The sequence below is a fragment of the Thermoanaerobacter ethanolicus JW 200 genome, from assembly GCF_003722315.1.
Classification (GTDB): Bacteria; Bacillota; Thermoanaerobacteria; order Thermoanaerobacterales; family Thermoanaerobacteraceae; genus Thermoanaerobacter; species Thermoanaerobacter ethanolicus.
Genome location: NZ_CP033580.1, coordinates 1,615,678 through 1,636,251, shown reverse-complemented (window position 1 = coordinate 1,636,251; position 20,574 = coordinate 1,615,678). Strand labels below are relative to the sequence as shown.

Below are 20,574 nucleotides of genomic sequence, written 5' to 3'. Positions count from 1 at the left end.
TAAAGCTACTTTAAAGGCTTTTTAAAGTTTTAAGGTAGCTTATTTTTGTTAACATTTTAAATTTTATTATTCGATGAGATAATGGCTGACTGTGGCAAAACTTTTAAGCTTTTTCTTTTTAATTAAAAAGTTAACACGAAAATAGACTATCTAAAAGGAGAATTTTGAACATTGACAACTGCATAGGCTTAAACATCCAGCCAGAAAAAAGGTAATAAATATTAAACCAATGCTTTAAAAGCATCAGCTGGGAATTTTTGTAAAGTTATCTAATTATACTACTTAAATTTGGGACACTGTTACTTCTAAACCCAACTTGCGAGCTTCGTTAATAATCCGTTTAACGCGAATTATTTCCTGTTTCTTTCGCACTTCATCGAAAATTCTTTCATCATAGTCAGTGTTATTTTTAAGCATAGTATAAATGATAACTAATATTTTCCTGGCAAGTGCTACTACCGCTTTTTTTGTACCACGGCGCTGCTTTACTTTCCAATACCATGTGGCAAGATATGAATCCCTTATGCGGGTTATACTCCATGCTACTTCACACAGTATCCTCTTTATATAAGTGTTTCCTTTTGTTACTCGAGTGGACTTTTTTTTCCCGCACTTTCATTATTACCGGGACTTAATCCTGCCCATGAGCAAATGTGCTCTGCAGTCTTGAATTTATCCATATCTGTACCTATTTCAGCAATTATTGCAGCAGCTGCCGTTACATCTATGCCAGGTATTCCATCTAGCTGTTCAATCTGTCTCTTGTATTTTTCAATCTCAGCATTAATACTCTCTTCTATCTCATAAAGATGTTTATACGTTTCATCTAAATGATTGAGTAAAAGCTTTAAAAATTCTCTTTGATGCTTATTCATTCTACCATTAATTGATAGCTTTATGTCTTCTATTTTACTGCGTGCTCTCCCTCTTACATAATTTTCAACTTCTTTAGCTGTTATACTTCCATGCTCTGCTATATGGTCTATTATCGCTCTACCTGATACGCCAAATATATCTGTCAAAAAATTTGAAAGCTTAAATCCACAGCTTTGTAAATGCTTCTCTATACGATTTTTTTGAGAAGATATCTCTTCAATTATGCTTTTGCGATATCTCGTAAGGTTGCGTAATTCTCGAATTTCTTGCGGAGGAATAAAGCTTCCACTTAAAAGACCAGCTCTTAATAAAGTAGCAATCCATTCTGCATCTTTCATATCAGTTTTTTTACCGGGTACATTCTTCATATGTTTTGCATTAGCTACTATGATTGATATGTTACCATCAAAAGCACTTTCGAGTACGTTATATACGGGTTGCCAGTATATCCCTGTACTCTCCATGGCAACATGATGACAGTTTTCTGTTTCAAGCCATGTTTTTAATTCTTCAAGGTCTTTTAATAAAGTGGAAAATGTTCTTATCGTTTTTTCCGGCTTTTCATCATTGACAGAACCTTTAAGCAAACAAGCCACTATTGTTTCTTTGTGAACATCTAGTCCACAGCAAACTTCTAGTAAATCCTGCATTTTCTTCACTCCTGTTAAATTTATTACAGGGTTGATTACCTGAGAAAAATAAGAAACTTAACACCCGTGCTGTTCCCATATTGCCTTAATATGGGGCGACAATTGGTTGTGCTCAAAGGTAATCAAGTTAGGTTAATTCACGAGGTATTAATCCATCAGCATTAAATCAACCTTTGACCCTGTTAATTTTAGTTTACCAAAAAACTAGTTTCTTGCAACTTGAAAATTTATTTTCATCTATGGTTGTGCTTTGTTAAGCATGGAGGGTTAATTAAAAAAGAGCAATTAACCACTGCCCTGGCATTGCTCTTTCCAAGATAACACATTAATTTTTCTTATATTAAAATCTGTAAATACTTGATAATCACAAAAATCTAATCTTTCTCTAACACATTCCACAAAGATTGCTTTTTATTCTTCAAAACAATTTCATCATCTTTTAGTTGAAGGGGCATAACAGACACAACAATGTGCTTTTCTTTTAACAGCTCTTTTTCAATAAACAACCATGTATGATTGTGCAATAGCTTTTGCCACCACTTTGGTGCAGTAAATTTTGGTATAATTACAGTTATTATATCTCCCTTTTGATAGTTATACTCTTCTGACTTTATATATTCTAAAAGTGGTTCGATGATTTTTCTGTAAGGTGAGTATCTGATAACTAAAGGAATAGAACAATTTAACATTTTATATCTTTCTTGCAATTTCTTTGCTTGCTCCTCGCTTATAGAAACATTGAATGCAATTACATTATCAGATATAGTCCTTGCAAACCTTAATGCTCTTACACTTGCTTTGTTTAAACTTTCTATTGGAACAATTACTCTATTTCTATAGATATTGTGTTCAATATCTAACAATTCTTTATCAGCAGGTGTTATTCTGAGCTGGTCAGCAACAGCAATATAATGAAGTTTTACTTTTACCATTGCAAGAACAAGTACAGGTATTAAAAGAACAACAATCCAAGCGCCTTCTTTGAATTTGGTTATTGCAATTATAATGACAACAACAAAGGTAGTAAGAGCTCCAAACCCGTTTATAAAAGCTTTTATGTGCCAGCTATTACCTTTATGTTTGAGCCATCTTACAAACATGCCACTTTGAGACAATGTAAATGATATAAATACACCAATAGCATAAAGACCAATTAAGGCCGAAACATTGCCTTTAAAAATGACAATTAATAAAGCAGATATTAATGAAAGAATTATTATTCCATTTGAATAGCTCAATCTGTCTCCTTTCATACTTAGTTGTCTTGGAACAAATTCTTCCTTTGCCATGACAGCTACAAGCATTGGAAAACCTGCAAAAGCTGTATTTGCAGCAAATATAAGAATTATAAATGTTGTTGCAGCAACGAAATAATACATAAAAGTTTTGCCAAAAACTTCTTGAGCCATTAAAACAAGCATTGCACCTTTTTCAGGATTTACTCGATAGTAAGTCGCCAGTAAAGATGTCCCACCAAATAATATAAAAATTATCAAAGATAAAAGCATAAGAACCATTTTTGCATGTTTTGTAGCAGGCTCTTTAAAGTTGGGAACAGCATTAGCAACTGCCTCAACACCTGTTAAGGCAGTACATCCACTTCCAAATGCTTTCAAAAGCAAAATCATTGTAACAGGGTGTATTGGATAATTTATTTTTGGTTCAGGCGGTATATAACCAGTTTTGAGCTTGAAAAATCCCGCGATTATTAGTGAAACTATCGCCAACATAAAAGCATAAGCCGGAATACCAAATATACGTGAAGATTCTCTTATTCCCCTTAAGTTTCCTATCATCAATAATAAGACTAAAAGCAAGCATATCTCCAATTTATATGGTCTTAACACACTGATAGCAGTTACAATTTGATCAACACCAGATGATATAGAAACAGCAACAGTAAGTATATAATCAACTGATAAAGCAGCACCAGCAATGATTCCTGCTAAAACTCCAAGATTGTCCTTGGCAACAATAAAGGCTCCACCACCGTTTGGATAGTTATCGATGGTTTGACTGTATGAAATCATAAGAATAAAAAGTAATACAATTATAGCTAGTGAAAGAATAGGGATTTTTTCAAACGCTAAAATTCCTACAGCAGGAAGTAATGCATATAGCATTTCTTGCCCTGCATATCCAACGGATGATATAGCATCGCTTGACAAAATCGGCAAACCCCATAAAACACCGTATTTTTCTGATTTTTCAACTTCATTTGGCAATGGTTGTCCAATTAAAACCCTTTTAATTTTTTCGAGCAAGGAAATCCTCTCCTTTGCCGATAATTTGAAGTATTAAATGGTTTTACAGTCAACTATATTATTATATTACCTTATTGCAACAAATTCAATTACTAACGTAGTTCATCCGTGTCAAGATTTTGTAGTGTAAATTGCAATATTAAACGCAACATTTATTTACATTAAATGCTATTATTTCATAACCATGTATGATACTTATATGTACTTCCCCTATAGGGGAAGTACAGTTCCATAATTTTACATATTAACTAAATCTGCAATAACTTCTGTTTTAAATTTTTTGCTCCCATTTGTTATTCTAGTTAATAGCTTGAGCTATCTCTTGCAAAAAGAATTCTTCTGGTGTCTTATATCTTAAAATTCTTCTTAGAAGTCTATTACACCAATCTTGTACTCGCTCTACGGTCCTTCCAGTAAGTCAGCTATTATGCAACCTCTAGGTATAAATCTCCTCACTAATCCATTGTGACGTTCATTTGTGCCTCTCTCAAATGCAGAATATGGATGAGTAAAGTATGCTTTACTGCCATATTCTTTTAGCATCTCATCTAGCTCTGCAAATTCTGAGCCATTATCTGCCGTTATGCTCTTGAATATCTTTGGAAAGTTCTCTTTATATTGTTCTTTAAGTCTATCAAATACCTTTTAATTGATAAACAGTCCTTTTTATCTATCACAAACATATATTCATACCTTGTAAGGCGCTCCGTTATTGTTAATAAAACTTTATCATTTGTTCGTTTCCCCATTACAGTGTCTATCTTCCAATGCCTAAAAACTTCTCTTCTGTTTATTTCCTCTGGCCTCTGTGGTATACTTTCTCCCATTGCAAATAACCTACTACTGCATCTGGCGACCATTTGTCTTTTAATATTTTTTCCTCTATAAATCTTAGAAATTTTTCTACTTTGGCTATTTTGAACTTTGCTTCGCAATTTTTTTATTCTTCTTATATACTTCATACCCAATTTTTGGAAAATATTACAACCTTTTAATTTATTACAGGAGTGCTAAATTTTGATATGAACTTTAAAATCATTGCCCTTGTATAATTTACTAAATAACTGTAAATTTCTTTTTTATCCTTTATATTTACTTTTTCTAAAAATATGGGTTCCCCAATGCAAATTTTAACTTTTGCCCTTTTTGGAATCCATTTTCCTGGAGGAAGCACTCTTTCCGTCCCTATTATCGCTATAGGAAGGATAGGTGCATTTGTTTTAACCGAAAGGAAACCAAAACCAGGTTTAAATTCTTTAACATTTCCATTTACGCTCACCCCGCCTTCCGGAAAAACGCCGACTATATTGCCGTTTTTTAGCAAATCTATTGCTCGTTTTAATGTCCTTAAATCTTGCTTTTTTTCTTTTACAGGAAGCACACCCACAAGCTTTAAAATTATATTTAAAAAGGGTATTTTAAATAGGTATGAAGCAGCAAGAAAAGTTATATAATAAGGTAATATAACCATTAGTATTAATGGATCCAATATGCTTTTATGATTTGATGCGATTATAAGAGGCCCTTTTTCAGGAAGGTTTTTCTTTCCTTCAACTTCAATTTTGATAAATATTTTAAATAAAAAATAAAATATCCACTTTCCTAAAAAGTAAAAAAATTTTCCTATAATCTTCATAGATCTTCACCCGATAAACTTATGTGTTGTTATATAAGTCCATCTTTTGAATTTCACTTTATATTATAATACTTTTTAAATTTTCCCAATAAAAATGTTTTGTAAATAAAGGGGTAAATAAAATAGGTCAAGAAAAGCCTTGGCCCGCCTATCTTCAGAGTATTTAATTTAGCAGCTTTTTTTTACATTTCCTTTGCAATAGCAATTTTATTATTTTTTTGTCTAAAAATATAATACCAAAAAATTACTGTCTGTATAACTCCTATATTTCTTTTCTTTCTGCCGTCTCTTGTTTTAAATTCGATATTTCTTTCATTAAGCTTTCTTTTGCAAAATTAATTAGCTCCTCTTCATCTTTGCCGTTATCGGGATATGTACTTATACCAAAATACCATTTACCCGGCAGTTTACCTTTAACTTTTTTTATTACAACCACTGCGCCATTAGCTCCTGTAACAGGAAGAACTAAAGCCAAAGTATTTTTATCAATCTCAAATACTGTATCTATGTCTCGAAGTCTGTTCTTTACCTGTTTTGCTATTTTTGAAATTTCTACTCTGATTTTTCCTTCGCATTGTGCCAGAACTAAAGAAAGATTTACATTGCTTCTCTTGGCCCGGTTTATTTCTTTTTTTAGCAGCTCTTTAAGTTCCGGATAGTGATCTTCTTCTTTAATGTATCCTATTAGTTTTACTACACGTTTTACAAGCTCAGCTGCTTTAAAGGGCTTAATGAGATATTCTACTGCACCAACTTCTACTGCCTCTTTAATTGAAACTGGTGTAGCATCTCCACTTAATATCATCACCGGAATGTTTTTGTATTCCGCCTGCGATTTTAGTTTCTGTATAAATTCAAAACCATTCTGATTCGGCAGATTAATGTCTACAATTACTAAATCAAATAATTTCTCTCTATTTTTTACTTTAAATATTGCTTCTTCAGCAGTAGCTGCAGTTTCAACGTCATATCCTTCTGCCTCTAATATATTTTTAGCCATAAGCCGTATTAATACAGAATCATCTACTACTAGAATATTCTTTTTATTTTCCCTTTCCTCCATAGTTCTTTTAGTGAGGCTCTATTACAAGCCTCTCTTTTTATCCTCCTCCCACTTTATATTTTATTTCCATTTTTTTATTCGCTCTTTACACAATTTCTTCCTTCACCCTTTGCTTCATAAAGCATGTTGTCTACCCGAATAAGAACTGTGTCAATAGTATCGGTGTCACTGTATTCAGTTACTCCAAAGCTTGCTGTTATCTTGTCTATTCCTTCTAATTCCATCATACTTATCTGTTTTCTAAGCTCTTCAGCCAGAGCAACTGCATCGTCTAGAGAAGTTTCTGGCAGCAGGATTATAAATTCTTCTCCTCCCCAGCGCGCAAAATAATCTGTTTTTCGTATCCTTCCCTTTACTGTATCGGCAACACTTCTAAGAACAATATCTCCCGCTGCATGACCGAAACGGTCATTTATGTTTTTGAAGTGATCTAAGTCAAACATAACAAGTGAAAAGGGCTTTTTATTCCTTTTTGTTCGCTCTATTTCCTGCTCCAGCATCTGCATGAAAAAACGCCTGTTGTAGATATTTGTAAGAGGATCGGTAATGGACTGGCGGTAAAGGAGTTCCTCAAATCTCTTGCGCTCGCTTATGTCGCGAATTATGCCTATTGCATGCCATGCATCTTTAATTTTTACAGCAGAAAGTGAAAGTTCTACATCAATTTCATAGCCGTTTTTGTGCCTTGTCTTCATCTCAACAGTCTTGCCTACAACACTTCCTTTTCCGGTTGAACGGAATCTTTTAAATGCTTCTCTATATGCTTCGTACAGCCGCATATCTTGTATCATAAACATGTGCAAATCTTTACCTATTATTTCTTCTTCTGAATAACCAAGTATGCGTTCTGCTGCAGGATTCCAGAAGGTTACTTTCCCTTTGTCATCAAGCATAATAATAGCATCTCCTGCCGATTCCATTATGGTGCTTAAAATCTCATTCCTCTCCTTCAGTTCTTTTTCTATTTTTCTGCGCTCCGTTATATCAATCACAAGTGCTGTATACACTTTTTCTTTATCAAATTCCATAAGTTCTAAATGGATTTCTGCTGGATATAAAGAACCGTCTTTTCTGCGGTGCATTGTGTCAAAGATGAGCTGCTTCTGTTGACCTCTTAAAAGGGGCTCAAGAAGTTCTTTAAAGCTTTGCAGGGTAAAATCTGGTGTTAAATCAAGTAGTGTCTTTTCTTTGAGCTCCTCCTGACTATATCCCAAATTTTCCCTTGCTCCACGGTTTACTGCAATGAACTTCAGCGTCTGCGGATGGAATATGTAAATTTCATTAAGTGAGTCTTCAAAAAGATTTTTATAAAATTCAAGCTCTCTCTTTGCTTTCCATTGTTCAGTAATGTCAAAAATAATCAGATGCATCAATGTTATTCCTTGATAATCTATAGGGGATGAATATACTTCTACTAATCTCTCTTCTCCGTTAGCTAACCGCTGGAAGCAAAGGCAGGGATTACAACCCTTCTTTAAAGCTTCCGAACACTTTTGACCGGCTTGTGGATCAATAAGTATCATTGCTACGTCATGATTTTCAAACATATTGCGGAACAAAGCCTCATTTTGCGTTAATTTCATTTTAGCCTCATAGAGCTTAAAAGCCATTTCTATTTGAGATATGAGTACATACTCATCTACACCCTTAGGAACATACCCGTAAGCTGAAACTGACTTTATTTTTTCCATTATTTCTTTGCTGGCATTGGCAGTTAGAAATAAAATTGGGATATCTTTATGCTGCTGAATTATTCTTGCTGCATCTATCCCATCGATTGCTCCTTTAAGTTCTATGTCCATAAGAATTAAGTCCGGGCTTTTGATGTTATTTAGTGCTTTTTCAACAGCCTCTTCACCTGATGTGACTATCTCTGTTTCATATCCATGCCTGGTCAGAATATCCGCTGTTATCTGCGCATTGAGTCTGCTATCTTCTACAATGAGGACCTTCTTCAGGTAAAAAGCGTTCATCATCTGGTACCTCCAACCTTTTTGCAAGTACCTTTGAAAAATTATTTATGATTTTTATTTTCCAAAGTACTATTGTACTCTTATCACTTGAAAAGTGCAATAAAATTTTCCTGTCATAGTGTTTATTTTCTCCCGGTTAAAAAGTCTGCCACCTTTTTATATGTCCCACTTTCATCCTCGAATATCCGGTTTCTCCATTTTAAGTCTTTTTGGACTCTTCCACTTGCCAGCCCCAGCTAAACTTCCAAAAAGTCCTTTTGGAGCCGTCCACACTACAGTAAGGGCACCAAATGCAAAGAGAAACACAAAATACCAGGGAACCCAGAAAAGTGTTTTCCATAAGTTTCTGTCGTAGTCATAATTCAAAAAGGCAGCAACTGACATCTGCACCACCCCTGCAACGGAAAGAAGTGCCCCATACCAGGCTGGAATTGGACTAATTCCCAGAGGATAATGGAAAAATATACTGCTTATAGCCCACAAAAGTGTGCCAAAGACAAAACAAAATGCCCATAAGTATCCCAGTACAAAGTCAAAATAGACAGGATAAAGATAGCGCCAGTGCCAGCTTTTAAAAATATCTTTATGAGTTCGCAATAAATGCCAGCCTCCAAGTGCCCAACGCTTGCGCTGTTTCCAGTATTCCCTCAGTGTCGTTGGAGACTGTATTAATGCCACTGCTTGAGGCACAAGCCAAACTTCGTAAAAGTTCTTTTGAATCTTCCAGGTTATATCAATATCTTCAGTCGCAGTATATGGTGAAAAACCGCCAACTTCCTTCAAAACTTCTGTTCGAAATGCTACAACACATCCTGATACAGTTAACACCCTTCCCAGCACTCTCTGAGATCTTTTTATAAGTCCAATAATAGAGGAAAATTCAGCTGCCTGCAGCTTTTCAATAAGATTTTTCCTGTTGACAGATATAGGATTGCCAGTGACTGTTCCCAGTCTTGGCTGTTTTAAAAAGGGATAAACCAGGTACTTCAGTGTATCTGGTAAAAGAATTGTATCAGCATCTATTACCACGGTAATAGATGTTGTTACCGCAACCGACAGGGCAATATTTAAAGCACTGGCCTTTCCCTGATTTTCAGAAAGTCGCAGGAGATGAAAATTGGGATTTAAGTCAACAAATCTTCTAATAATATTCGCTGTGTTATCGCTGGATGCATCATCTATAAATACTACTCTGTAATCCGGGTAGTTTAAAAATTGTAAAGCCGTGCATGTTGCTGCAATACTTACCTCTTCATTATGGCAGGGCACAAGAACAGTGACTGACGGCCAATTTTCCGGCCATTGACTGGGTTTTCTTGAATAACTTTTCTCACTCCTCCACCAGAAATATATCCCTGCAGATGTCCAGATTATGCTCATTGCAAGAGGATAAGTAAATACATACCATCCTATGACTTTCCATACTGTCATTTGCTTTCCTCCTCTTTAGGTATGTATTCAGAAATTTCATGAATAAAGTCCCAGTACAGGCCTTCCTCTGCTATTCTTTTTATAACTTCTGGTGTAATTTCTTCACCTTCAGAAATAACAACATCTCCACTTGGAGTGCAAAAATTCTTTTTCATAATCAACGGAGGAAAGGAGGTTAAATAATCCTTTCCTTTTACAGAAGCAAAACTTCTAAACAGGCTTTCATTGGTCTCCCGATGTATGCACTTTTCTTCAATGATCTTTTCTATATCTGTAGATTCTAAAGAAAGTTCTTTCCATGCTAATATCGGCGCTTCAAAAACCGGCATTTTTAATTTTCTTTTGTTTTTCCTGTAATGCCTGTAATAATGATATTGTGCCCATACAAACATAATTGTCCAAATAATAACAGCCCACCCAAGAGACAAAACAAAAGCAAATGCTGTAGAATACACAGCCTGCGGTATAAAAAGATTTTTTCTCCAGACATATGCAATCAAAAACCAGCCGAATGCACCTAAAATCCAGATAAAAGCTCCTATAATCCACGACCATACACCTAAAGTGAAAATTATCAGTCCTATGCTTTTAAAAAAGCCTATCAAACCTTTAAAATTGCCTTTTGTTCTACTTTCAAAATTATTATTCCCCATAAACTCTTCTTCTTTCTTTCCAACACCGTCGGTTTGAGTATAGCATATCGTTTTTCAGAAATCAATAACTCCCACAAATAGATAATAATTATTCTTTGCTTACAAATAAGGATTTTCGTCAAGAGTTTGAATGGGTATTTTTTCGAACATATGCTTCATTTAGAATAAGTCAAGTCTTATTTGTCTAAAAAAGAGGTTAAAAGACTCCCCATCTTCTAGTTAAAATAAGAATAGAAGCAAGGCAGAGATCTAACTGGAGGAATGAGGAATTGTTCTAAAATTCCATCTAATTTATCTTCTTTTTTTGTATTTCATCATTTATTCTGTGTTCTGGGGTTCTTCAGGGCTTATCCACCATGCAACTAGATGTACTATAAGTCCTGTTCCCCAAAAAAGTGTTGCGAATGCCCAAATTAATCTTACCAATGTGGGCTATATTTTCCTATACCTCCACATACCCCACCAAACATTTTCCCTTTTTTCATTCAGTATAATTTTTTCTCCTTCTTTACTTTTTTGAAATCCGCTTCATCAGTTCTTATTTACCACCCCTCAGGTATCTGTAGTAGAAGTCCCTCGCCTTCCCATGAAGTCTCAAAAGGAACCATTTCTTCTATCATTATGATTTTTTCTGCACCACGTTTATTTAACTCTTCCAAAGCTTCCTCCATTGTTTTGTTCACAATTTCTATGGTTGTTGCTGGATTAAACCAAAAAACTGTGCTTGAAATATGCTTATCTCCTGCATAGACAACTGCTCCAATTGCATCTGGAACAGGTGCAGTGTATGGGAAGTGACTTAAAAAAGATAAACACGCTTTTATTTCTTCTTTCCCGGTAATTACACTGCTTGGGCCGGTTAATATTTGTTCTTCTATTAAGAAATCAGACATAGGCTCAAATATTGGAGCAGCAATTATCCATGAATCCAGCTGAAAAGGATCAAGATTTTCTTTCTTAAAAAATTCTTCTGCCTGATCAACATTGCCAAGTGTTAATTTAAAGGGAATGTTATTCTTCTTTAAAAAAAGCAGTGTCGTTTTTAAACCGCGCAAATACTTTGCGTATTCATCTACTTTTATATTTTTTCCAATTACAGCAAATTCCTGTGGACTCTCTGATATTTCTTCTAGTTCATCCCAGTATTTCTGCATTTCTGCTTGTATGTCTGGGCGCTTAAAATACTCTTTAAATGTGTAGAAAGGTACAGCTATTTCATTAAAAGGTAATAAATTAAAGGACTCTTTAAGCTTTTTTGCACTTTCCCATATTACTGGATCTGGCCACCAGCATATTAACCTGTCCGAATTTAGTACCTCTTTTTCTAAATTCTCCTGCTGCTTTGCTGTAAAGAACTTTTCTCCGTATTTTTCACTTAAGCAGGCTGCTATTATTAAATTCCCTTCTTCCCATAAGTTTACAACGGGAGGCAGCAGTTTTTTTCGTTCTTTTCTCGAATATATGTGCCATGTTAAATCCGCAAGATCTTTTGCTGCTTCTTCTTCATCGGCTGTTGTCTCTTCTTTATCGATGAATGCCTTCAGAGGATTCCATTCTCCTGAATCGCTCTCTTCAGCAACTAATACAACATCAATTTCGGTATCATTTATGTAAGGAAAAACCAGATTAAAACTGCGCTGTTTTCCGCCCTTGGATTGAGAATAGTTAATTATAATCTTGTCTTTTCTGTTTACTATTTTTCTCATTATTAGCTCCCTGCCTCTTTTGACTCTTTTTAATTACATTTTAAATTTTTTTGTGTACAGTATCAACCGTTTTAAGGTACATTAAGCAATAGCTTTCACTTATCAAATTTTTCAATCAAAAAAACATTGCTATTGTTCTTTGCAAAATTTATCACATCATCTGTAAAACCGCTTTTTGAAAATAATATATAATACTTATTTTGATAATTAAACAAAGCACTTTTTTCTATCAAACTGTTCAAAACACTTATATCCACTTTCTTGTTTTGCCATTTGCATTCCCCAAATATTATGTTATTTTTGTCAAGGGCCACTATGTCAATTTCTTCTTCACGCCTTTTATAAGGATTATTTCCCCACCACTTACCTATCTTTTCGAAAATGAAAGGTAATTTCTTCTTTTTGTTTAAAATCTTAAGATAGTCCATGCATATTTCCTCATAAACTTCCCCTATAAACTCATTTATGAAGGGTTTAATCTTGTTTTCCAGAACTTCGTCAATCAAACCTTGCTCAATTAAAGCTTTGTTAGTGAAGACAAATCTATACCAGAACCTGAAAAAATTATCTTTAATTTTATAAATACTTTTTCTGCTTTTATCTTTCAATTCAACAGGAGTAATTTTTTCAAGAATTTTTAAGTCTATTAGCGTAGAAATATACTTCGAGCATTTATCAGTATCAACTCCTACCTTTGTAGATATTTCGTTTAATTTACTGCTTCCACTTGCTATTGCTTCTATTATTGAGTTATATAATGAAGGTTCTCTTACCTCCTGTCTTAATAGTAATTTAGGCTCTTCGTAAAGATAAGATGCTTTGTCCAGTATCTTTGTTTTAATATTTTCGTATACGTCTTTTGTACTGTCAAAGTTATTTAAATATTGAGGAATCCCTCCTAAAACTCCATAGGCTATAACTTGGTTTTCAAAATCATAGTTAGGAAAAAACTTTCTGCTTTCAAAAAAATTGAAAGGTTCCACTATTAACTGAGCAGTTCTTCTCCCATATAAAGGGCTTTTATAACTTAAAATCTCTTTTTCAATAAAACTTACAGAAGAACCACAGATAATCAAAAAAAGTTTAGTGTCTTTTAAATGATGATCTATTAAATTTTGTAAAAGTGATGGAATACTTTTGTTTGAATTGACTATATATGGGAATTCATCAATTACAACAACTAATCGTTTATCTTTCGCCTGCTGTGCTAAAAAGAGAAACGCTTTTTCCCATGATTCAAACCTACTTACTAATCCACCCAGTCCAAAATATGATAGTATTTTATCTGAAAAAGACTCAAGAGCAATTTTATCATTGTATTCTTCGGCAACAAAAAATATTGACGGTTTATCTTTGCAAAATTCGGTCAATAATGTAGTCTTTCCCACACGTCTTCTCCAATACATTACTATAAAATGAAATTTGTCTTCATTATAAAGTTTGTTTAATGTTTCAAGTTCATACTCTCTACCAATGAACATTAAATTCACCTCATTAACTTAAAAGTTACTAACTCTAAAGTTACTAACTTTAGAGTTAGTAATATTATACCACAGTGCTGTATTTTCTTCCAGAGCATCGCTAAATCTGGTTGTTTATATCTCAATACTATTACACCGATAGAAGTGAGTATGAAAGCCAACATAGTTCCTATATTTACAAGTTCTGCAATTATGTTAATTGGTAAAAATCCTGCTACTAACATAGTTGCAATTCCTATAAAATATATAGCCAGAGAAGGTGTTCTAAATTTTGGATGAACTTTTGAGAAAACAGTGGAGTTGATTTGGTAGTTTCCGATCATCATAGCAATTAGGATTAATATGTATATAATTATCAAAGGCATTATAAAATAATGCAAATTCAAAAAAAAACCTATAAACTCCAATGCTCCCGCTAAGAACATAATTAAAATACTAATAAGCCCTAAAGAGTTAATCACAATAATACATGACCATAAATAACTCTTAATAAAAGTTAGATATTCTAACTGTAAGTTCCGAGGCATTGGAAGCGGTCAGTATGTAGTTGTATAATACCAGATATCTGCTGGACCGTCTTCTTCTGGGAAGTTCGGTGTCTTTGTACCACTGTTCGTTCAGTATTTTCCCGTTAGGCAGTATATTGATATAGTGCCCGTTTTTTATACCTATCCCCCGCAAACTCTATCAGGATTTTTAAACGGTAAAAACAGCGGAGTACAACTTGCCCCGCTGTTTTCCTTTGTTTTTAATTCTCGTATCCCATTTCTCTTCTGCACTCTCCACATAAACCTGTTTCATCAACATCATCTTTCCCTTCACAACAGTAATAACAGAACTTAAGTTTTGCTCCAATTTCTTCTAAAATTTCCCCAGCGTTTGTATCGTAGGTAAAATATGTGTAATTGCAAACCCATTTTAAAAAATCAACCGTCTTTTCTCTGCCAAGAAACTCAAACACGTTAAGTTCATCCAATTTCTTAAGAACATCATTTAACATATAGCTTCCGCTGTGATTTGACATATACCACACTCCTTTTGATAGACTGTTTATAAAAGTATTAAAAAGATTTTTAAACCCATATAGTGCTTTTAGACTCCGACAACAAAGAAATAATTGTATATAAAGAAGTAGACAATTTGTTAGTCTATGTAGTGTCTTTAAAACTTCAAACTTTTGATTAATCGTAGTGGTAGAAAAATCCCTATTTAAAATGTTTTCTTTTTCTTCTACTCTGTTGCTCGAACTGTAAGGTCTAAACAATTATAGACTTTATACCTAACTTATTCATTAGTCTTTGAACTCTTTTGAGACTTATATTATATCCTTTATTTACAAGCATTTTGTGAATTTTGGGAGCTCCATAACGCTTTTTGCTTCCTTCATATATCTTCATTATTTCTTCCTCATACATCCTGTTTTCTCTACTTCTCTTGCTTTCTGTTTTATGAAGATACTTATAATAGGAGCTCCTTGAAACCTTTAAAACCTCACACATTAATTTAACATTATGATATTTTTTATTTTCCTCAATAAAGTCAAATATAGAGCTTACTCCTTTGCGAATATGGCCATGGCTTTTTTTAATATTTCATTCTCCTCTTCAAGCCTTGCCATCTTCTTTAACATAGCCTGATATTCTGCTACTGTAATTGTTGTGTCTTTGTTGTCTATATTTATTGGTTTTGCTTTTTTTAACCAACCTGATATTGTGGATTTTGAAATGCCATATTCGCTTGAAAGTTCTGCTAGACTTTTACCATGGTTATACAACTCTACTATAGTACTCTTGAATTCATCATTATATTTTCTTTGTCCTCTTGGCATTTTGTAGACACTTCCTCTCTTTATATTTCTATTTTATCCTGTTCGAGTTAAAGTGTCTACAATAATATACTAACACCACATTTAATAATAGAACTAAATACGAGCATTCCTCTAATAAACTAAAATGGCATTTGAAAAAATAAGTACTTTAAAAAACAGGGGATATCTCTATGAAAGACTTTCTTTACACTGTTTGTCTGTATCAACCCATATAGTAATCTAAAAACTTAATCATCTCAAAAATTCTCTATATCCCTACTGTTGTATGTCAACCCATATAGTAGTCCAAAAAACAAAAAATATTTTGCATATTCCCATCACACAGTCTGGTATGTTAACCCATATGGTAATTTAAAAAAACTTATCATGCAATGTTTAAAGCCTTTATCATCATGCATATGTCAACCCATATAGTAAATTAAAGGCTCGTTGCAGTATACAAAAAACTCATCATTTTAAATTATGATTGTTTTTACTACCAATACTTTTAATAAAGCATTATCCTATATTCTACATGCCGTATAAGGCATTATTGCCTATGGCTTATCTCACATTTTTCGTAACAGGTATAGCTTATTACACTTACTTCATGGGACTTATGTATATGGATGCAGGAGTGGGGTCCATGATATTTCTTATAAAACCTGTACTAGCCAGTTTGCTCGCATGGATTCTTCTCTCAGAAAAAATATCCATGCAATTAGTTATTGGAACACTAGTAATCTTAGTAGGCATTGTGATTGTTCAACACGCAGATAAAAAACAATGCAACGTCATCACTGATGATATAAAAAACAGATAATCAAAGCAATTAAGCTTTAATAAGCTGCCATACCGTACATATGGTATAGAAAATTTCAATGTTATAAAAATATGGGAGTTAAAAAACTAAAGATATTAATTTACCTTTTTGGTGGTCTAAACCCTGCTGCTTGTGCTTCTGCTTCTTTTTAAACCATACTTCCGCTTTTGTTTTGTTGTACCATGGATCTCCAGGAATATGGTATATCTTTTCTCCTTTGCTGTTGATATTACCCTTAATTAATCCCCTACTGCTGCTGTGTACATACACTTTACTCGGTTCTCCATAATAGCCGTATGGTAGACTTTGAAAAGTCTTTGATAAAGGTGTACTTGATGTACTGCTGTTTCCACTACTGCCGGCTGTGTAATCTCCCGGTTTAACATTGAATGAAATTGTCTTGCTATCGCTTACTGCTACCACAGTACCGCATTCATCTGTTCTGTATACCGTTATTCCCAGCGATTTCAGCTTTTCCATTGTCTCTTTATGTGGATGGCCATAGTCATTGCCTTTACCACAGGATATTACTGCATACTTGGGATTTACCGCCTTTAAAAATGACAAAGTTGATGCTGAAGAGTTTCCGTGGTGTCCTACTTTTAAGACATCTGCTTTTAGGTTATATCCTTTATCAAGCATTTCCTGTTCCGATTATTTTTCTGCATCTCCTGTGAACAAAAAGCAGTGTTTCTATAAGTTATTTTTATAACCGCGCTGTAATTGTTTAAATTATCGTAATGACTGCTGTTTGGTGCCAGTATTTCAGCTTTTACTTCATTTCCTAAATCCAGTACAACCCCTGCTCTTGCGACGTTTATTGATAGTCCTTTTGATTTTACTGCTCTTAAGACATTTTCAAATGTTTTTGTGATTGTTGTTACTTTAGGCATATAAAATTTGCCTGTTTGAAAGTTTTTTATTACTGCCGGTATTTCTCCAATGTGGTCATTGTGAGGGTGAGTTGCGACAATTATGTCTATTTTGTTAATTCCACGGCTTTTTATGTAGTCCACTACTTTGCTTCCCATTTCGGGTATTCCTGCGTCTATCAGCATTGTTTTGCCCGAAGGTGCTTGAATGAATATGCTGTCTCCCTGCCCTACGTCTATGAAATTGACTATAAGTTTACTTAATGACGCATTTGTATTTTATTAGATTGTTGTTGATACGTCTTTATTTGTTGTGTTTGAACTCCTTTTGACTGGTGCTGTGAAAATACATTATAGTAATGATGAACGGAAAAAGAAATATGTCCTATTTGGGACCAAATCTATCGACTTGAACAGAAATATTCCAATGCATTGGAATTTTAGCCGGTAAGCGTTCAAAAACAGCAAACGTGAAAATCCATATCAATATGATAATCCCAATTAATCACCAATCTTTTTTCATTTCATGTTTCACATTGTAGTTCTCATCCATACTACATTAACACTCCCCTCACCTGTATGACAAATCTATTCCTCTGCAAACAAATCTATTGCAAGGTCTTCAATAGCTTTTCTGCGCTTTTCTGTTTTTTCTTTGTCTATTCTGATGTCAAACTTAAGTACATCTCCTTCTTTTGCTTCTTTAGGAAGGAGTTCCTTTGGAAAATTGAAGGTTTTGTCTCCATATTCTATCACTGCACATTCGCCTTCGAAGCGGTCTATGATGCAGAGCTCACACTTTTTGTTAGGCATTGTTTACATCCCCACCTTATTAATATTGAACAAATTAGACTTATTTTTCTATTTTTACAGATATGTTGGATGGGAAATAGGTAGATACGACTAATTTCTATTTTAATTGTTATAGATTTGGGTACATTAACTACAATGTACAGTTCTATAACTGTTACTATAACAGTTTTGTGAACTTATTTCAATAAAAATTTTATATATATATCCATATCAGAATTCTGCAGGTAAAAATTTTGGTTCTATAATAAATGTTGAGGTGGATAAAAATATTCAACAAAAAAATAGTGCATTTATTCTGACTGCTATAATAGAAAGTGGTTAAAACAATCTAACAAAAGAAAACCACACAATAAGTATGCTATTCTTTTAGAAATGTCTTTTATTTACACCAACATTTATTATAGAACCTAAAATTTAAAGGTAAGCATTCAGAAAAAATACCCATCCCAACTCCTTTATTTTATTCAGCATAAAATTTTACTAAGCCGTTAAATATAGCTTGTGCAACTTTATTTCTGTAATCTAAATCTCTCAAATGCGCATCATCAAGTCTTATATTTTCCATTGCAGGTACTACACCAATAGGTATTACATTCTCTTTATAATTATAGGACTTGGGGTAAATACCAAGATTGTCAAGTTGAAGTTTACGGGACATAGACTCGTTTATGTATTTTGCAAGTTTTAAAGATTTTTCATTTCTATCTGAATAATATACCTTAAATCCACTTTCTTTTTTTAAAGAAGTTTCTGTAAATATATCTATAAGTATTCCTTCTTCAAATTTTTCCAAATCTTTTTCTTGAGGGGATTTTTCCCATGAAAGTCTACTTAGTGCCCCACATGTGGTAAGCAAAAAATGGAACTTTTTTGCTATTGCCATCATTGGTATATGTTGAAGAAGCCCGGTGGGACTTGTAGTTTTTTCTTTAAATCCTGGATTAATCAATATTTTTTTATCTTTCAATATCTCTGATAGGGGTTTTCTACTTATATAGAGCTTAAATTTTGCTGGGATACCTTCAATAATTTCAATTTCGAAATCTGTTTGAAAGTCAAGTGATATTTCTGCAACTGTTTGTTGTTCTATGGCTTTTATTTCTACATGAGAGATTATTCCATCTAAAACATTATATTTCCCTTTTGGCATGTTTAAAGGGGTAGCTTCAAAAATGATTTGTAGTGAGGTGTTTTGCTGTTTTACATGATATGTTGGCACTTTTAGTGAAAATTCAAATACAATAAGACTTTTAAGATTTTTTATTGATTCATTGCTAGAAGTAGAATCAATTTTTAAATTTGTCAATTTGTTTAACATTTTTATCCTCCCAATTGTTAAAATTACATTAAAAAACATAAGTTGTGAAATAATTGTGATGAATTTGTGATATAATTGTGATGAAAGACAAATATATTTTACCACAACAAGAAAAAAATAAAAGATATTTACTAAAAATTTTATTATTACAATTTTTAGGATATTTGGAGGCAAAATTTATGCACGGAAAAATACCAATAAAAACCCATATTATAACTGAAAAGGATGATATAATAGAAGTTGTGTACTATTACACAAAAGATATAGCAGAGCCAGGAGATTTAATATCAATTGCAGAAAGCGTTGTAGCTATAACACAAGGTAGAGCATATCTTCCCGAAGATATAAAGCCAGGGATTCTTGCAAAGATACTGTGTAAGTTTACCGACAGGAATGGAAGTCTTACTTCTCCTCAAGCAATGCAATGTGCTATCAACGAAGTGGGACGTTTTAGGATTTTAATTGCTTCTATTATAGGAGGGCTAGGTAAGCTATTGGGTAGAAAAGGGTGGTTTTTTATTATAGCTGGGAGAAAAGTCGCTTTAATCGACGACATTGCAGGAACAATGCCACCTTATCATAGATACATAGTGTTGGGACCTAAAGACCCTGATGCAGTTTGCGAGAGGATAAAAGAAAAAACAGGAGTTGATGCAGTTATAATCGATGCAAATGATTTGCTGCGTGCTGATTGCATTGGTGCCTCCAAAGGGGTTGATAAAAAATTCATAGAAAGCTTGTTTATCGATAACCCATCAGGTAATGCTGAACAACAAACTCCTATTGTAGTTATAAAAAATTACAAGGAATTCAAATAATTGATGCATTTTTTATTTTTAGCCAATATGTGTTATAATAATTGTAAAAAATAGGGAATTTAAATATATAATAAGGCTTAAAGAAATAACAGAATGGTTTAATAAGTATTTAAAGTGAGAAATACCCTACTGTGAAAGTAGGGTATTTCAGTTTGTTGACAAAGCAAATTTGTCATATCTTTCGTAGCCAAGTTCTGTTGAAAGTTCTGCTTCAAGCATTTCTTGAATAGTATCTTTAAAAAGGTTTTTTAATGATGTATAAAGGTCTGGAATAGATTGAATGTTGTTTTCACTGATGAAATTTCTTAATTGTTCTTTTGTCAATAGTGACATTTTTAAAACCTCCTTCTTTGTTTTGTATATATTCTAATTCTTACCAAAGAAAAGGTT

20 protein-coding genes and 4 pseudogenes are annotated in these 20,574 nt (G+C 33.5%); 2 read left to right on the top strand and 22 right to left on the bottom strand.

Going from position 1 to position 20,574, the window contains the following annotated elements:
• Window positions 1–282: 282 nt before the first annotated feature.
• From EB239_RS08110 to EB239_RS08035, 16 genes and pseudogenes are all read right to left on the bottom strand, one after another.
• Window positions 283–1,526: pseudogene (locus EB239_RS08110) on the bottom strand (IS110 family transposase).
• 374 nt (window positions 1,527–1,900) lie between these two features.
• Window positions 1,901–3,790, bottom strand: a complete 1,890-nt coding sequence (locus tag EB239_RS08105; RefSeq protein WP_003870118.1) for an APC family permease — start codon at window positions 3,788–3,790, stop codon at window positions 1,901–1,903.
• A gap of 399 nt (window positions 3,791–4,189) precedes the next feature.
• Window positions 4,190–4,375, bottom strand: coding sequence for a hypothetical protein (locus EB239_RS15255; protein ID WP_404815213.1), 186 nt, complete (start codon window positions 4,373–4,375; stop codon window positions 4,190–4,192).
• Window positions 4,372–4,752, bottom strand: a complete 381-nt coding sequence (locus tag EB239_RS08095) for a hypothetical protein (RefSeq protein ID WP_050984244.1) — start codon at window positions 4,750–4,752, stop codon at window positions 4,372–4,374. The genes EB239_RS15255 and EB239_RS08095 overlap by 4 nt, the downstream gene beginning before the upstream one ends.
• Window positions 4,753–4,781: 29 nt before the next feature.
• Entirely contained in the window at window positions 4,782–5,426 is a 645-nt protein-coding gene (locus EB239_RS08090; RefSeq protein ID WP_003870115.1) for a lysophospholipid acyltransferase family protein, read from the bottom strand.
• A gap of 262 nt (window positions 5,427–5,688) precedes the next feature.
• A complete protein-coding gene (locus tag EB239_RS08085) occupies window positions 5,689–6,489 on the bottom strand; it encodes a response regulator (protein ID WP_003870114.1) in 801 nt (266 codons plus the stop codon).
• A 74-nt stretch (window positions 6,490–6,563) separates the two neighbouring features.
• Entirely contained in the window at window positions 6,564–8,462 is a 1,899-nt protein-coding gene (locus EB239_RS08080) for a GGDEF domain-containing response regulator (RefSeq protein WP_042835472.1), read from the bottom strand.
• Window positions 8,463–8,633: 171 nt separating this feature from the next.
• On the bottom strand, window positions 8,634–9,893 hold the full coding sequence (locus tag EB239_RS08075) for a glycosyltransferase (RefSeq protein ID WP_003870112.1): 1,260 nt from the start codon (window positions 9,891–9,893) through the stop codon (window positions 8,634–8,636).
• Entirely contained in the window at window positions 9,890–10,546 is a 657-nt protein-coding gene (locus EB239_RS08070) for a hypothetical protein (RefSeq protein WP_003870111.1), read from the bottom strand. The genes EB239_RS08075 and EB239_RS08070 overlap by 4 nt, the downstream gene beginning before the upstream one ends.
• A gap of 318 nt (window positions 10,547–10,864) precedes the next feature.
• The gene (locus EB239_RS15250) at window positions 10,865–10,972 is read right to left on the bottom strand and encodes a PspC domain-containing protein (protein ID WP_404815192.1); all 108 of its coding nucleotides are present in this window, start codon (window positions 10,970–10,972) and stop codon (window positions 10,865–10,867) included.
• Between the two features lie 116 nt (window positions 10,973–11,088).
• Window positions 11,089–12,252, bottom strand: a complete 1,164-nt coding sequence (locus tag EB239_RS08060) for a hypothetical protein (RefSeq protein ID WP_003870110.1) — start codon at window positions 12,250–12,252, stop codon at window positions 11,089–11,091.
• Between the two features lie 95 nt (window positions 12,253–12,347).
• Entirely contained in the window at window positions 12,348–13,733 is a 1,386-nt protein-coding gene (locus EB239_RS08055; protein ID WP_003870109.1) for an AAA family ATPase, read from the bottom strand.
• A 5-nt stretch (window positions 13,734–13,738) separates the two neighbouring features.
• Window positions 13,739–14,059: an amino acid permease gene (locus tag EB239_RS15355; RefSeq protein ID WP_318261359.1), complete on the bottom strand. Its 321-nt coding sequence runs from the start codon at window positions 14,057–14,059 to the stop codon at window positions 13,739–13,741.
• Window positions 14,060–14,481: 422 nt separating this feature from the next.
• Window positions 14,482–14,757, bottom strand: a complete 276-nt coding sequence (locus EB239_RS08045) for a hypothetical protein (RefSeq protein WP_003870107.1) — start codon at window positions 14,755–14,757, stop codon at window positions 14,482–14,484.
• A 232-nt stretch (window positions 14,758–14,989) separates the two neighbouring features.
• Window positions 14,990–15,232: an IS3 family transposase gene (locus EB239_RS08040; protein ID WP_129545128.1), complete on the bottom strand. Its 243-nt coding sequence runs from the start codon at window positions 15,230–15,232 to the stop codon at window positions 14,990–14,992.
• Window positions 15,233–15,285: 53 nt separating this feature from the next.
• Window positions 15,286–15,561 (bottom strand): IS3 family transposase, encoded by a 276-nt coding sequence (locus EB239_RS08035; RefSeq protein ID WP_003870105.1) that lies wholly within the window; start codon window positions 15,559–15,561, stop codon window positions 15,286–15,288.
• 466 nt (window positions 15,562–16,027) lie between these two features.
• Between EB239_RS08035 and EB239_RS08030 the strand changes: the two genes are divergently transcribed.
• A complete protein-coding gene (locus EB239_RS08030) occupies window positions 16,028–16,363 on the top strand; it encodes an EamA family transporter (protein WP_129545127.1) in 336 nt (111 codons plus the stop codon).
• 78 nt (window positions 16,364–16,441) lie between these two features.
• Here the strand turns inward: EB239_RS08030 and EB239_RS15350 are convergent, their stop codons facing one another.
• The 5 genes and pseudogenes from EB239_RS15350 to EB239_RS08010 form a co-directional block, all read right to left on the bottom strand.
• Window positions 16,442–16,633: a sunset domain-containing protein gene (locus tag EB239_RS15350; protein WP_451919116.1), complete on the bottom strand. Its 192-nt coding sequence runs from the start codon at window positions 16,631–16,633 to the stop codon at window positions 16,442–16,444.
• A gap of 84 nt (window positions 16,634–16,717) precedes the next feature.
• A pseudogene (locus tag EB239_RS08025) lies at window positions 16,718–17,624 on the bottom strand (ComEC/Rec2 family competence protein); the annotation flags it as partial.
• A pseudogene (locus tag EB239_RS08020) lies at window positions 17,624–17,737 on the bottom strand (DUF1648 domain-containing protein); the annotation flags it as partial. The pseudogenes EB239_RS08025 and EB239_RS08020, both read right to left, overlap by 1 nt.
• 86 nt (window positions 17,738–17,823) lie before the next feature.
• Complete coding sequence (locus EB239_RS08015; protein ID WP_003870101.1) at window positions 17,824–18,048, bottom strand: DUF3006 domain-containing protein; 225 nt, start codon at window positions 18,046–18,048, stop codon at window positions 17,824–17,826.
• A 460-nt stretch (window positions 18,049–18,508) separates the two neighbouring features.
• Window positions 18,509–19,366 carry an N-acetylmuramoyl-L-alanine amidase gene (locus tag EB239_RS08010; RefSeq protein WP_003870100.1) on the bottom strand — a complete coding sequence of 286 codons (858 nt, stop codon included), beginning with the start codon at window positions 19,364–19,366 and terminating at the stop codon, window positions 18,509–18,511.
• Window positions 19,367–19,545: 179 nt separating this feature from the next.
• Here EB239_RS08010 and EB239_RS08005 point away from each other — a divergent pair, with 179 nt between their 5' ends.
• Window positions 19,546–20,184 carry a coenzyme F420-0:L-glutamate ligase gene (locus tag EB239_RS08005; RefSeq protein WP_003870099.1) on the top strand — a complete coding sequence of 213 codons (639 nt, stop codon included), beginning with the start codon at window positions 19,546–19,548 and terminating at the stop codon, window positions 20,182–20,184.
• A gap of 168 nt (window positions 20,185–20,352) precedes the next feature.
• On the opposite strand, the pseudogene EB239_RS08000 reads toward EB239_RS08005, so the two are convergent.
• Window positions 20,353–20,517: pseudogene (locus EB239_RS08000) on the bottom strand (IS256 family transposase); the annotation flags it as partial.
• Between the last annotated feature and the right edge of the window lie 57 nt (window positions 20,518–20,574).